The following is a 13,622-nucleotide window of genomic DNA, read 5'->3' as shown; positions in this document are numbered from 1 at the left end:
CCGATACTGTTCAGAACCATTCGAGGAAACGCATGACGAAGCTGAGCTTGCTCGCCGGAACGGTCGCCCTGTGCGCCGTCATCGGCACGACCGCGACGGCGGCCGAGGTCACGGTCAAGACCCTCAACAGCGGCGCGGACGGGATGATGGTGTTCGAGCCGGCCTTCGTGAAGCTGGCGCCGGGCGACAGCATCAAGTTCGCCCCGACGGACAAGGGCCACAACGCCGAACTGATCAAGGGCATGGCGCCCGAGGGCGCGGCCACGTTCAAGACCGTCGTGGGCAAGGAGGAGGTGGTGACCTTCGACAAGCCGGGCGTCTACGGCATCAAGTGCTCGCCCCATTACATCATGGGGATGATCGGCCTCGTGGTGGTCGGCGACAAGCCAGCGAATCTCGAGGCCGCCAAGGCGGTCCCGCACGGCAAGATCGCGACGAAGCGGTTCGAGCCCCTGTTCGCGCAGGTCCAGTAGGGGCCCATGCGGCCGGAGGGGTCCGTCCGCCTCCGGCCGGTTCGCCGATCGCGCCGGCCGGTGGGCACCTCGCGGGCCGGACGCGCACGGATTGACACCGGAGACGGTTCGTAGAAACGTTTCTACAGAAGTCGCCCGGGGAGCCTCGTCATGACGATCACGACATTCTCCGCCCGTGAGTTCAATCAAGATACCAGTCGTGCGAAAAAAGCCGCCGCGACGGGGCCGGTGTTCATCACCGACCGGGGCAGGCCGGCGCACGTCCTGCTCAGCATCGAGGAATATCGGCGCATCACCGGCGGCCTGGACAACCTCATCGATCGCCTCGGCCTGCCACTTGGCGTCGAAGATGTGGAGATGGAGTTTCCTCGATCACACGAAGTCCCTCGGGCGGCCGATATCGCGTGATGTTCATCCTCGACACCAACGTCGTGTCCGAGCTGCGCAAAGTCCGGTCGGGAAGGGCCGATCCCCATGTTATCGCATGGGCCCGCCGCGTTCCCGCCGGGAGCCTGTTCCTGTCCGTGATCGTCGTGCAGGAACTGGAGATCGGCGTCATGCTGGTGGAACGCCGTGACGTCCGTCAGGGCGCTCTCCTCCGCGCCTGGCTGGACGAGCATATCCTGCCTGGTTTCGTCGGTCGCATCCTGCCCGTCGACACGGCGGTCGCCCGCCGCAGTGCCGGGTTGTCCGTTCCCGATCCACGGCCGTTTCGGGATGTTTTGATCGCCGCCACCGCCCTGGTTCACGGCATGACGGTGGTGACCCGGAACACCGCCGACTTTGCGCCGACTCGGGTCCCGCTCGTCAATCCCTGGAGTCAGAGCCCGGCGTAGAGGGCGGCCACGGCCCGGTCGATGGACAGGGTGAACACCCCGAAGGCCACGAGGGCGGCGGCGGCGAATTCGAGGGCGGCGCTGGACAGGGTCTGGCTGCGGCGCAGGAGTTCGCGGCCGAAGAACAGGCTCAGCCAGGCGATGGTGAGGATCGCCGGCAGGACGAACAGGAACGACCACGTGCTCTCGACGCGGTCGAGGCCGGCGGCGGGGTCGATGAGGGCGCGGATGTTGCGCACCCACGGCGCGTAGCAGGCGGCGTACAGGGTCGTCATCCAGGACAGGCCGACACCGACCCCGAGGTGGAAGGTGAAGAGGCGATGCAACCGCGAAAAGTCGTCGCGCGCGTCGTCGAATGTCATGTGGAGATCCCCGCCGTCATTCCGGACCAGGCCCGCTCGACGAATCCTCGGACATCGTCGTTAACGGGCCGTTATTGGGGCGAGGATGCCCGGCAATGCCGGGCATTTTGTGACGCGCCCCGGTCCATATCGGGGCAGGCCATCGAGGCACGGCGCGGCGCGAGGGGTGCGCCTCACTCCGCCACGGCGTGGATCGTCTCGGGCTTGCCCGCCCGCATGAGGGCGACGAAACGCTCGAACAGGTAGTGGCTGTCGCGCGGCCCCGGCGAGGCCTCGGGGTGGTGCTGCACCGAGAAGGCCGGACGGTCGGTGAGCGAGAGGCCGCAATTCGAGCCGTCGAACAGGGAGACGTGGGTCTCCACCGCCGTCGCGGGCAGGCTCCCCGGATCGACGGCGAAGCCGTGGTTCATGGACACGATCTCGACCTTGCCGGTGGTCTTGTCCTTCACCGGGTGGTTCGCGCCGTGGTGGCCCTGGGCCATCTTCACCGTGCGGCCGCCGAGCGCGAGGCCCATGAGCTGGTGTCCGAGGCAGATGCCGAAGGTCGGCACCTTTTCGGACAGGAGCTCGCGGATCACCGGGACAGCGTATTCGCCCGTGGCCGCCGGATCGCCGGGGCCGTTCGACAGGAACACGCCGTCGGGCTTCATGGCCATGATCTCGGCCGCACTCGTGGTCGCCGGCACCACGGTGACGTCGCAGCCGGCTTCCGCCAGCAGGCGCAGGATGTTGCGCTTCACGCCGTAATCGATGGCCACGACCTTCAGGCCCTGGCCGGCCGGGCGGTCGCCGTAGCCGGTCTTCACGCCCCAGGTGGTCTGCGACCAGGCGGAGGTGGCACGGCTGGTCACCGGCGGCACGAGGTCGAGGCCCTCCATGGGGGCGAGGGCGGCGGCGCGGGCTTTCAGGGCGTCACGGTCGAAGGTGCCGTCGGAACTGTTGGCGATGACGGCGTTGGGCATGCCGTGGTCGCGAATGAGGGCGGTGAGCGCCCGGGTGTCCACCCCGGTGATGCCCACGATGCCGCGCGCCTTGAGCCAGGCGTCGAGGTGGCTCGACGAGCGCCAGCTCGACGGATTGGTCACCGCCGAGGCGATGACGGCGCCGCGCACGCCCGAAGCCGGGGCGGCGTCGAGGCTCTCCAGATCCTCGTCGTTGGTGCCGGTGTTGCCGATGTGCGGGAAGGTGAAGGTGACGATCTGCCCGGCATAGGACGGGTCGGTCAGGATCTCCTGGTAGCCCGTCATCGCCGTGTTGAAGCAGACCTCGCCGTCGGCCGCGCCGGTCTGGCCGATGCCGAAGCCTTCGAGGATTGTGCCGTCGGCGAGGACGAGGAGGGCGGTGGCGACGGGCTCGGCCCAGGGGGCGGGGTGTGGAGCCGGGTGTGCGGCGGGGTGCGCGCGGGCGCCTTCATCTTGCAGCATCGGCGTGATCTCGCTTATGTCCGGCCGATCCCGGCGCCGTGCGACACGGCGCTTGCCGTGCGACACGGCGCACGCGGGTGGCTTGTCGTGCGGCGCTCATACCGAGCGGGCGGCGATGGGGTCAATGTGGCCCCGCGCATCCCCCGGCTCAAGACGCACGCTCCACTCAGCAATTCACAGACCAGCCCGATCAGGAGATCCCCATGCTGCGCGCCCGCCTCACCACCGAGATGAAGGAGGCCATGAAGGCCGGCGACAAGGCGAAGCTCGCCACCGTCCGGATGATCCAGGCCGCCCTCAAGGACAAGGACATCGAGGCACGGGGTCTCGGCAAGGAGCAGCCCACCGACGAGGAGATCCTCGCCCTCCTGCAGAAGATGATCAAGCAGCGCAACGAATCGGCCGGCGTCTACGACCAGGGCGGCCGCCCCGAGCTCGCCGAGAACGAGCGCGCCGAGGCCGCGATCATCGCCGGCTACCTGCCCCAGCAGATGGACGAGGCCGAGACCCGCGCCGCCATCGAGGGCGCCGTCGCCGAAACGGGCGCCGCCGGTCCGAAGGACATGGGCAAGGTCATCGCGTCCCTGAAGGCGGCCTATGCCGGCCGCATGGATTTCGGCAAGGCGAGCGGGCTGGTGAAAGAGGTGCTGAACGCCAAGGCGTGAGACTCGCCCGGATCGCCGAGGGCGAGCCGCGACAGCGGACATTCGCGACTCCTTAAGCCTCCTGCGCTAGACTCCGGCGGCCGCAGAGGTCCCATGCGCTATCCGCCCCACATCCTCGAAGAGATCCGTGCGCGCCTGCCCGCCTCCGACGTGGTCGGGCGCCGCGTCCGCCTGAAGAAGGCGGGCCGCGAGTGGCGCGGCCTGTCGCCGTTCAATGCGGAAAAGTCGCCGTCCTTCTACGTCAACGACCAGAAGCAGTTCTATCACTGCTTCTCGTCGGGCAAGCACGGCGACGTGTTCACCTTCCTCATGGAGACGGAGGGCCTGAGCTTTCCCGAGGCCGTCGAGCGGCTGGCCTCCGAAGCCGGCGTCAGCCTGCCGACCCCCAGCGCCGACACCCGCGAGATGGAGACGAAGCGCGCCGGCGCCCTCGAGGTGATGGAGATGGCGGCCGCGTTCTACGAGGCGCAGCTGGCGGGGCGCGCCGGGATCGAGGCCAGGGCCTACCTCGACCGGCGCCAGCTCGGCCTCGACACCCGCGCCCGCTTCCGCCTCGGCTACGCCCCGTCCGACCGCTACGCCCTGCGCGATCACCTCGCCGCCAAGGACGTCGCGAAGGAGATGATGGCCGAGCTCGGCCTGCTGGTCACCGGCGACGACATCAAGGTGCCGTTCGACAAGTTCCGCGACCGGGTGATGTTTCCCATCACCGACAGCCGCGGCCGGGTCGTGGCCTTCGGCGGCCGGGCGATGCAGGCCGACGCCAAGGCGAAGTACATGAACTCGCCGGAAACGCCGCTCTTCCACAAGGGCCAAATCCTCTACAACCTCCACGGCGCCCGCAAGGCCGCGCACGATCGCGGCACGATCATCGCGGTGGAGGGCTACGTCGACGTCATCGCCATGACGCTGGCCGGCCACCCCAACGCCGTGGCGCCGCTGGGCACGGCGCTCACCGAGGAGCAGGTCGCGCTCCTGTGGCGCCACGGCGACGAGCCGATCCTGTGCTTCGACGGCGACGGCGCCGGCCAGCGCGCCGCCTTCCGGGCCCTCGACGTCGCCCTGCCGGGCCTGACACCGGGAAAATCCCTGCGTTTCGCCATGCTGCCCGAGGGGCAGGATCCCGACGATCTCCTGCGTTCCGAGGGCAAGGCCGCCATCGACCGGGTGCTGGAGGGCGCTCGGCCGCTGGTCGAAGTGCTGTGGTCGCGGGCCACGGAGGGCGCCCCCCTCGACACGCCCGAGCGCCGGGCCGGTCTCGCCAAGACCCTGCGGGAGATGGTGGCCGGCATCCGCGACGAGACCGTGCGCGGTTTCTACCGCGACGAGATCGAGGGCCGCCTGCGCGCGCTCTCGCCCCAGGCGAATCAGGGCCGGCGCGGTCCGTGGGAACCCCGCCAGGGCGGGGCGAGCCGGCCGGCGTACCAGCGGACTCCGCGCCCGGGCGATCCGCCGCCGTCGCCGCGCATTACGACGAAGTTCAATCCGCTCTACGCCGGCGAGACCAACGCCGCCGGTCCCGTGGCGTTTCGCGACCGCGAGGCGATGATCGTGTCGAGCCTCCTCGTCCACCCGGAATTGCTGGGGATCGAGGCCGAGGATCTGGCCGAACTCGAACTCGGCGATCTCGACGCGCAGGCCCTGCGCTCCCTTCTGCTCGACAGCCATGCCGATGCCGGACAGCCCGATGTCGAGGTTCTGGAGGCCCGCCTGCGCCGGGCCGGACTCGCGGAGGCGGCGACGCGGCTCGCCACGCATGTGCGTCCGGGCGATCGATGGACCCTTGACGCGCATGCCGATCCCGTGCGTCTCGAAGACGCATTGCGTCAGGCCGTGATCTTGCACCGCAAGTCCGGCGCGCTAAATAGCGAACTCCGCCTGGCCGAACATGCTCTGGCCGAGGACTTCACGGAGGCGAACTTCGCTTGGCTGTGTGACGTGAAGCAACGTATGGCCGTTGTCGCCGGAGCGGAGGCGGAGGAGGGCGGGCCCGACGCCGACGCGGCGGCGGGCTAGGCCCTTCGAAGGAACGGAATTCACGCGCCGAAGGCGGCGCATGGTTAACAATCGGTCAAGCGTCTCGCTTGCATACCGGGATCTGAGATCGACGCGGGCGCTTTTCGGCGTCCCGCATACCATATGCATTGCAGCGTCGGCGACGCGGAGTGAGACACACGCTCCCGCGCGACATTGCCACGACAACCATAGGCGGACCATGGCGACGAAGGCAACGGAACGGGACGAGACCGATGCTGCCCCCGAGGCACAGACGGACGGGCCGCTCCTCGATCTGACGGATGCCTCCGTCAAGCGGATGGTGAAGCTCGCCAAGAAGCGCGGCTACATCACCTACGAGGAGATCAACGAGGTCCTGCCCGACGGCCAGTCCGACCCCGACCAGATCGAGGACGTGCTGTCCCAGCTCTCCGAGATGGGCATCAACGTCGTCGAGGCGGAGGAGACCGAGGAGACCGCCGGCGAGGCCAAGCCCAACGGCGAGGCGTCCGAGGACGAGGACGGCGCGGAGGGGACCGAGGTCGCCGAGATCGCGCCGACCAAGGCCCCGGCCGTGCGCGAGACCACGACCAAGGAGCCCACCGACCGCACGGACGATCCCGTGCGCATGTACCTGCGCGAGATGGGCTCCGTGGAGCTGCTGTCGCGCGAGGGCGAGATCGCCATCGCCAAGCGCATCGAGGCGGGCCGCGAGGCGATGATCGCCGGCCTGTGCGAGAGCCCGCTGACCTTCCAGGCCATCATCATCTGGCGCGACGAGCTCGTCGACGGACGGGTGCTCCTGCGCGAGATCATCGATCTCGAGGCCACCTATGCCGGCCCCGACGCCAAGAACGCGATGCAGATCGCGGAGGGCGGCGAGGAGACCGAGGAGGCCGAGGCCGAGCCCCCGGCGGCGCCCGAGGGCGACGACGAGGACGACATGGAGAACAACGTCTCCCTGGCGGCCATGGAGACCGAGATCAAGCCGCGCGTCCTCGAGACGTTCGACAACATCGCCAACAACTACAAGAAGCTGCGCAAGCTCCAGAGCGAGCATGCCGAGCTGAAGGCTTCGGGCGGCACCCAGACCGACGCCCAGGCGCGCAAGCGCGAGGAGCTGAAGGACATCGTCGTCACCGACGTGAAGTCGCTGTCCCTCAATGCCAACCGCATCGAGGCCCTGGTCGAGCAGCTCTACGACATCAACAAGCGTCTCATCTCGCATGAGGGCCGCCTGATGCGCTACGCCGAGACCCACGGCGTCGCCCGCGACGAGTTCCTGCGCCATTACCAGGGCTGGGAGCTCGATCCGAACTGGATGGAGCGCGTCGGCAGCCTCGGCGGCCGCGGCTGGAAGAACCTCGTCGAGAAGGGCCAGAAGGAGGTGGTGCGCCTGCGCGAGCAGATCCTGACGCTCGCCTCCGAAACCGGCCTGGAAATCGGCGAATATCGCAAGATCGTCAACATGGTCCAGAAGGGCGAGCGCGAAGCCCGTCAGGCCAAGAAGGAGATGATCGAGGCGAACCTCCGCCTCGTGATCTCCATCGCCAAGAAGTACACCAACCGCGGCCTGCAGTTCCTCGACCTGATCCAGGAGGGCAACATCGGCCTGATGAAGGCCGTCGACAAGTTCGAGTACCGCCGCGGCTACAAGTTCTCGACCTACGCCACGTGGTGGATCCGTCAGGCCATCACCCGCTCGATCGCCGACCAGGCGCGGACCATCCGCATCCCGGTGCATATGATCGAGACGATCAACAAGATCGTCCGGACGTCTCGCCAGATGCTGCACGAGATCGGCCGCGAGCCGACCCCGGAGGAGCTGGCCGAGAAGCTGGCGATGCCGCTGGAGAAGGTCCGAAAGGTCCTGAAGATCGCCAAGGAGCCGATCTCCCTCGAAACCCCGATCGGCGACGAGGAGGATTCGCACCTCGGCGACTTCATCGAGGACAAGAACGTCGTCCTGCCCATCGATGCTGCGATCCAGAGCAATCTTCGCGAAACGACGACGCGCGTCCTCGCGTCGCTGACCCCTCGCGAAGAACGCGTGCTGCGCATGCGCTTCGGCATCGGCATGAACACCGACCACACCCTCGAAGAGGTCGGCCAGCAATTCTCGGTGACCCGCGAGCGCATCCGCCAGATCGAGGCGAAGGCCCTGCGCAAGCTCAAGCACCCGAGCCGGTCGCGCAAGCTCCGGAGCTTCCTCGACAACTGAGCGCGAACAAGATCCGGTGGCGCGAGGGCGCCGCCGGCTCGGGGGCGATGCCGACAGTCCGGTTGCCCGATCCGGCCCCGTAATCCAGCCAGGCGCCATGCTCGATCGAGGCCCACCCCAGTCGCCGCCCACCGCCGAAGCCGACGGGTCGGAAGCGAACGACGTGCCGTTCGGCGCCCTGCAGCAATGCGTGGCCCTGCGCGACTGGCTGCTGAGCGAGGGCGCGCGGATGCCCAACGCCGAGGACCTGCTGGCGGGGCTGGCCGAGCGCCTCATCGACCTCGGCGTGCCGGTGGACCGGGCGACCACGGCCATCGACGCCCTGCATTCCGAGTATTCCGGCGTCGGCCGGTTCTGGACCCGGGAATCGGGCTCGACGGTGCGGCTGTTTCCGCACGGCGACGCCTCCGACAAGGCCTACCGCGAGAGCCCGTTCCAGACGGTCCACGAGACCGGGGAATGGCTGATCCTCGATCTCGCCGAGACGGCGTCCGACGCCTACGCGGTGATCCCCGACCTCAAGGCCGGGGGCTACCGCCACTACATCGTCGCGCCCCTGTTCTTCACCAACGGCACCCGCAACGGCATCACCTTCGCCACCCGGAGCGAGGACGGTTTTCGCGATGAGGATGTGGCGATCCTGCGCTTCGTCATCCCGACGCTGGCCGCCGTGATGGAGATGCGCAGCATCAACAAGCAGCTCGACCACGTGCTCCGGATCTATGTCGGCGACGAGCCGCACAAGGCGATCCTGGCCGGCTCGATCCGGCGCGGCCACGTCCAGCGCATCCGCTCGGCGATCTTCTTCGCCGACATGCGCGACTACACCCGCATCTCCGCCGAGATGACCCCGGAGGAGGCGGTGGACCTCCTGAACATCTTCTTCGACTGCCTCGTGCCGGCCATCGAGCGCGAGGGCGGCGAGGTCCTGAAGTACCTCGGCGACGGCCTGCTGGCGATCTTTCGCGAGCGCGGCGACGACCTCGGCGGCGCGGCCAAGGGGGCCCTCACGGCGGCCCAGAGCGCGCTGGCGGCCCTCGACGAGGCCAACGGCCTCGGGCGCTTCGCCCAGCCCGTGGCGGCGGGCATCGCGCTCCACCACGGCGAGGCCGCCTACGGCAACGTCGGCTCCGGTGCGCGCCTCGACTTCACGGTCATCGGCCGCGACGTGAACCTCGCCAGCCGCCTCGCCCGCCTCAACCGGACGCTGGGCGAACCCCTGCTGATGTCGAAGCCCTTCGTCGACTTCCTGTGGGGCGATCCGGTGCCCCTCGGCGCCCACACCCTCGACGGCTTCGCCGAGCCCATGCGCGTGTTCCGCCCCGGACGCGCCCCCGCGACGGTCTGACAAGGCCGACGGGGTGTTGACCGGAGCGCCGTCCCGGCCCACATCGGGGGTGTTCCAGGGAGATCCCCGGCAAGGGGCTGAGAAACCGATGAGTCGTCCCTTGGCGGGCGGCGGCGCGGAAATCCTTCGAACCTGAACCGGTTCATACCGGCGTAGGGATTGGACCGCCGTGTTTTTTCAAAGCCCGGCACGCGCCTCGCGAGGCGCACAGGCCCACTGTCTCTGCGTCGCGTCGCGGAGGTTGTCTTGGAGCCGAACCCCACCCGACCCATCGATCTCAGGCGTTCGCCCGCCACGCCGCGGGCGCCGTCGGCCCTGCCGGCACGGAGCGATGTCGCCATCGTCGGCGGCGGCCTCATCGGCCTGTCCATGGCCTGGCGCCTCGCGCAAGGCGGCCGGTCCGTCACCGTCGTCGAGCGCGAGACCGTGGGCGCGGGGGCGAGTCTCGCCGCCACCGGCATGCTGGCCCCGGCCGCCGAGCACGAGCCCGGTTCCGATCCCCTGCTGCCCCTGGCGCTCGAGAGCCTGTCGCGCTGGCCGGGATTCCGCGACGACCTCCAGGCGGCGTCCGGCGTCGACATCGACTACCGGCAGGAGGGCACCCTGGTCCTCGCCATCGGCCGCGACGAGGTCGACCGCCTGCGGTTTCGCCACGACCTGCAGATCCGCTCGGGGCTGGACGCCACCTGGCTCAGCGGCCCGCAGGTGCGCGCCCGCGAGCCGGCCCTGCGCCCAGCCGTCACCGCCGGCCTGTTCTGCCCCCGCGACCATCAGGTCGATCCGAGCCGGGTCATGGCCGCCCTGATCCGGGCCTGCGTGGCGGCGGGCGTCACCATCGTCGAGGCCTGCCCCGTCGAGGCCCTGGACTGGGAAGCCGGCCGGGTCACCGGACTCTCCACCGGACAGGGCCGGATCGCGGCCGGGACCGTCATCCTCGCCGCCGGGGCCTGGAGCGGGCAGGCGGGCCTCCTGCCCGAGGCCCTCGCCCTGCCGGTTCGGCCCCTGAAAGGCCAGTCCCTGGCCCTGCGCACCACGGCCCGCACCGGCACGCTCAGCCACATGGTCTGGACCGAGCAGGTCCACATGGCGCCCAAAAGCGACGGCCACCTCATCGTCGGGGCGACGGTGGAGGATTGCGGCTTCACCCCCGGCGTCACGGCGGGCGGGCTCTACGCCCTGCTGGAGGGCGCCCGGCGCGTCCTGCCCGGCATCGAGGAGATGGCGGTGGAGGCCGTGTGGAGCGGCTACCGCCCGACCTCCGACGACGATGCCCCGATCATCGACACCCTGGCCCCCGGCCTCGTCGTGGCGACGGGCCACCACCGCAACGGCTACCTCCTGGCACCCGCCACCGCCGACGCCGTGGCGGCCCTGCTGACGGAGGGCGCCTTGCCGGACTACGCCCGCGCCTTCGGCCGCGCCCGCTTCGCCCCGGTGTCAAAGAGGGCGACCGCATGAAGCTCACCCTCAACGGCCAGCCCCACGAGAGCGCGGCCGAAACTCTCGACGCCCTGTTCCGGATCGAGGCCGAGGAGACCGGCATCGCGAGCCCGCAGGGCATCGCCATCGCCCTCAACGGCGCGGTGATCCGCCGCCGGGACTGGGAAGCGACGCAACTGGCAGAGGGCGACCGGGTCGAGATCGTCCGCGCCATGCAGGGAGGCTGACACCATGACCGAACCCCACGACGACCGGCACCACGACCCCCTGATCATCGCCGGCATCACCCTGGGCTCCCGCCTGTTCATCGGCACGGCCGGCTACCCGACGCAGACGATCATGGCCGAATCCGTGGCGGCGTCGGGCGCCGAGGTGGTCACCGCCTCCATCCGCCGGGTCTCGCTGCAGGGCCACGGCTCGGACACGGTCAGCAAGCTGAAGGGCTACCGCTTCCTGCCCAACACCGCCGGCTGCGAGACGGCCCGCGACGCGATCATGACGGCCGAACTCGCCCGCGAGGCCCTCGACACCACCTGGGTCAAGGTCGAGGTCATCGGCGACCGCGAGACCCTGTACCCGGACGTCGCCGAGCTGCTCGAGGCCTGCCGCCACCTCGTGGACGACGGGTTCACGGTGCTGCCCTACTGCAACGACGATCCGGTGGTCTGCCAGCGCCTCGCCGACATCGGCTGCGCCGCCGTGATGCCCATGGGGTCGCTCATCGGGTCGGGCATGGGGGTCGCGAACCCCGCCAACCTCGAACTGATCTGCCGGCGCTCACCCGTGCCCGTCATCGTCGATGCCGGCATCGGCACGGCGTCCGACGCCGTCATCGCCATGGAGCTCGGAGCGGCGGGCTGCCTTCTCAACACGGCGGTGGCCAAAGCCGACGACCCCGTGCGCATGGCCCGCGCCATGGGTCTCGCCGTGGAAGCGGGCCGCCTCGCGCATCGGGCCGGTCGCATCCCGCGGCGGGGCCGGGCGGAACCGTCGAGCCCGCAGCTCGGCCTCGTCGGCTCGTGAGGGCGCTGCCGTCGCCGCTCCTGGTGGTGACGGACCGGGCATCCTTCGGGTCGCTCGACAATGCGGCCGGTCTCGGGCGCGGGTCCCCTCTCCTGAAAGGAGAGGGACAGGGTGAGGTGTGTGAGTTTTTCGGAGATGTCCCACACCTCACCCCAGCCCTCTCCTTCCAGGAGAGGGGGCCGGTCGCGACCGACACCGAACGTCCGGCCGGTCACCCGATGGAGGGGCCGCCGACAAGGGACCCCTGTGGCCCGTCCGGACTTGCCCTCGCCGCCCGCGTCGATGCCCTTCTCGCGGGCGGGGCGCGCTGGGTGTGGTTCCGCGAGCGTGATCTGGCGCCGGGCCCGCGCGAGACACTGGCCCGTGCGGTGTTGGCGCGGGTACGCGCCCGGGGGGGCGTCCTCAGTCTCGGAGGCGACGCGGCACTCGCCGCCGCACTCGGCGCGGACGGCGTCCACCTGCCCGGTGGGGCGACACCGGCCGACATGACGGAGGCGCGCCGCCGCCTGCCCGCGGGTCTGATCGGAGTTTCCGCACACACCATCGGAGACGTCGAGGCGGCCGCCCGGCACGGCGCGGACTACGCCACCCTGAGCCCGATCTTCGCGACGCCGAGCAAGCCCGGCTACGGCCCCGCCCTGGGGCCGGAGGCCTTGCGGGCGGCGAGTCGCCACGGCCTGCCGGTCATCGCCCTGGGGGGCATCACACGCGAGGGGGTCCGGCCATGCCGGGTGGCGGGGGCCGCCGGGATCGCCGTCATGGGCGGCCTGATGCGCGGCGGCGACCCCGCCGGCGACGTGCGCACGCTTCTCGACGCCTGGAGGACGTAAAGCGGCGCTGGAAACCAACTCCCCCCTCGGGCTGTAGGATTCACACAACTGCGAATGAACCGATCCCGTGCAGCGGCAGGCATCCGCATGCGGGCGGGAGGCGCACCGGGGCTCCCTCTCCTGGAAGGAGAGGGGACCTGCGCTGCCCGCGGGATGTGTGAAGGCCGTAGCCCCCTCGGGAGAGGGCTGAACGCGCTGCGAAACGCCGAAAAACTACTTCGGGTCGGCCGCCGGGCCGTAGGGCGGGCGCGGGATCGCCCGGTGGGCGGCGCGCAGGGCCGCCGACCAGCGCTCGCGCAGGTCGTGAAAATAGCCTTCGCCCGCTTCGATGCGGTGGTTGACCTCGAGGGTGAGGGCGTCGCGGCGCACAAGCGCGATGTCGATGGGCAGGCCGACGCCGAGGTTGGACCGCATGGTCGAGTCCATGGAGACGAGGCCGACCTTGAGGGCGTCGTAGAGATCGGTCTCGTACTTCACCGCCCGGTCGAGGATCGGCTTGCCGTACTTGTGCTCGCCGATCTGCAGGAACGGCGCATCGCCGCTGCACTCGATGAAATTCCCGGCGGAATAGATGAGGTACAGCTTCATCGGGTCGGTGCCGATCTGGCCGCCGAACAGGAGCGAGACGGAGAAGCGCAGGTTCGCCGCCTCGAAGGCGACCTTCTCGATCTCGCGCACCCGGCGGATGGCCCGGCCGACGAGCTGGGCCGCCTGGAACATGGTCGGCGCCTCGAGGAGCTTCATCTTCGGCTCGCCCGCATCGCCCTCGACGCCCTCCGAGAGCAGGCTCAGGACCGACTGGGTGATGGAGAGGTTGCCGGCGGATGCCAGCATCATCACCCGCTCGCCCGGCACGTTGAAGTGGTGGAGCTTGCGGTAGGTGGAGATGTCGTCGAGGCCCGCATTGGTGCGGGTATCGGCGATCATCACCAGGCCCTCCTCGACCAGCACACCAACGCAGTAGGTCATCGTCTCGAGCTTTCTTCGCGTCCAGTGGCCGGTGGA

14 protein-coding genes and 1 riboswitch are annotated in these 13,622 nt (G+C 69.7%); of the genes, 11 read left to right on the top strand and 3 right to left on the bottom strand.

Going from position 1 to position 13,622, the window contains the following annotated elements; genetic code table 11:
• Positions 1-32 precede the first annotated feature (32 nt).
• From ASF28_RS16085 to ASF28_RS16075, 3 genes are all read left to right on the top strand, one after another.
• Positions 33-473 carry a pseudoazurin gene (locus ASF28_RS16085; protein ID WP_056094761.1) on the top strand — a complete coding sequence of 147 codons (441 nt, stop codon included), beginning with the start codon at positions 33-35 and terminating at the stop codon, positions 471-473.
• Positions 474-623: 150 nt separating this feature from the next.
• Entirely contained in the window at positions 624-881 is a 258-nt protein-coding gene (locus ASF28_RS16080) for a type II toxin-antitoxin system Phd/YefM family antitoxin (RefSeq protein ID WP_056094758.1), read from the top strand.
• Positions 881-1,309, top strand: coding sequence for a type II toxin-antitoxin system VapC family toxin (locus ASF28_RS16075; RefSeq protein WP_056094757.1), 429 nt, complete (start codon positions 881-883; stop codon positions 1,307-1,309). Before ASF28_RS16080 ends, ASF28_RS16075 begins: the two co-directional genes overlap by 1 nt.
• On the opposite strand, the gene ASF28_RS16070 is transcribed toward ASF28_RS16075, so the two are convergent.
• Complete coding sequence (locus tag ASF28_RS16070; protein WP_056094754.1) at positions 1,294-1,671, bottom strand: hypothetical protein; 378 nt, start codon at positions 1,669-1,671, stop codon at positions 1,294-1,296. The genes ASF28_RS16075 and ASF28_RS16070 overlap by 16 nt on opposite strands.
• 173 nt (positions 1,672-1,844) lie before the next feature.
• Complete coding sequence (gene carA / locus ASF28_RS16065) at positions 1,845-3,095, bottom strand: glutamine-hydrolyzing carbamoyl-phosphate synthase small subunit (RefSeq protein ID WP_056094752.1); 1,251 nt, start codon at positions 3,093-3,095, stop codon at positions 1,845-1,847.
• A gap of 203 nt (positions 3,096-3,298) precedes the next feature.
• Here carA and ASF28_RS16060 point away from each other — a divergent pair, with 203 nt between their 5' ends.
• From ASF28_RS16060 to ASF28_RS16025, 8 genes are all read left to right on the top strand, one after another.
• Positions 3,299-3,760 (top strand): GatB/YqeY domain-containing protein, encoded by a 462-nt coding sequence (locus tag ASF28_RS16060; RefSeq protein WP_056094749.1) that lies wholly within the window; start codon positions 3,299-3,301, stop codon positions 3,758-3,760.
• Between the two features lie 93 nt (positions 3,761-3,853).
• Complete coding sequence (dnaG, locus tag ASF28_RS16055) at positions 3,854-5,776, top strand: DNA primase (RefSeq protein WP_056094746.1); 1,923 nt, start codon at positions 3,854-3,856, stop codon at positions 5,774-5,776.
• Between the two features lie 199 nt (positions 5,777-5,975).
• The gene (gene rpoD / locus ASF28_RS16050; RefSeq protein WP_056094743.1) at positions 5,976-7,976 is read left to right on the top strand and encodes an RNA polymerase sigma factor RpoD; all 2,001 of its coding nucleotides are present in this window, start codon (positions 5,976-5,978) and stop codon (positions 7,974-7,976) included.
• Between the two features lie 97 nt (positions 7,977-8,073).
• On the top strand, positions 8,074-9,324 hold the full coding sequence (locus ASF28_RS16045; protein ID WP_056094740.1) for an adenylate/guanylate cyclase domain-containing protein: 1,251 nt from the start codon (positions 8,074-8,076) through the stop codon (positions 9,322-9,324).
• 47 nt (positions 9,325-9,371) lie between these two features.
• Positions 9,372-9,501: riboswitch (TPP riboswitch) on the top strand.
• A 69-nt stretch (positions 9,502-9,570) separates the two neighbouring features.
• Positions 9,571-10,782, top strand: a complete 1,212-nt coding sequence (gene thiO, locus ASF28_RS16040; protein ID WP_082476606.1) for a glycine oxidase ThiO — start codon at positions 9,571-9,573, stop codon at positions 10,780-10,782.
• Positions 10,779-10,991 (top strand): sulfur carrier protein ThiS, encoded by a 213-nt coding sequence (thiS, locus tag ASF28_RS16035; RefSeq protein WP_056094738.1) that lies wholly within the window; start codon positions 10,779-10,781, stop codon positions 10,989-10,991. Before thiO ends, thiS begins: the two co-directional genes overlap by 4 nt.
• Positions 10,992-10,995: 4 nt before the next feature.
• Entirely contained in the window at positions 10,996-11,787 is a 792-nt protein-coding gene (locus tag ASF28_RS16030) for a thiazole synthase (RefSeq protein WP_056094735.1), read from the top strand.
• A 218-nt stretch (positions 11,788-12,005) separates the two neighbouring features.
• The gene (locus ASF28_RS16025) at positions 12,006-12,617 is read left to right on the top strand and encodes a thiamine phosphate synthase (RefSeq protein WP_056095132.1); all 612 of its coding nucleotides are present in this window, start codon (positions 12,006-12,008) and stop codon (positions 12,615-12,617) included.
• A gap of 213 nt (positions 12,618-12,830) precedes the next feature.
• Here ASF28_RS16025 and ASF28_RS16020 read toward each other — a convergent pair whose 3' ends face one another.
• Positions 12,831-13,586 carry a hypothetical protein gene (locus ASF28_RS16020; RefSeq protein ID WP_056094732.1) on the bottom strand — a complete coding sequence of 252 codons (756 nt, stop codon included), beginning with the start codon at positions 13,584-13,586 and terminating at the stop codon, positions 12,831-12,833.
• Between the last annotated feature and the right edge of the window lie 36 nt (positions 13,587-13,622).

Source organism: Methylobacterium sp. Leaf99 (genome assembly GCF_001422375.1).
Lineage (GTDB): Bacteria > Pseudomonadota > Alphaproteobacteria > Rhizobiales > Beijerinckiaceae > Methylobacterium.
Note: the sequence above shows the minus strand (reverse complement) of the source record. Positions and strands in the feature narration are given on the sequence as shown.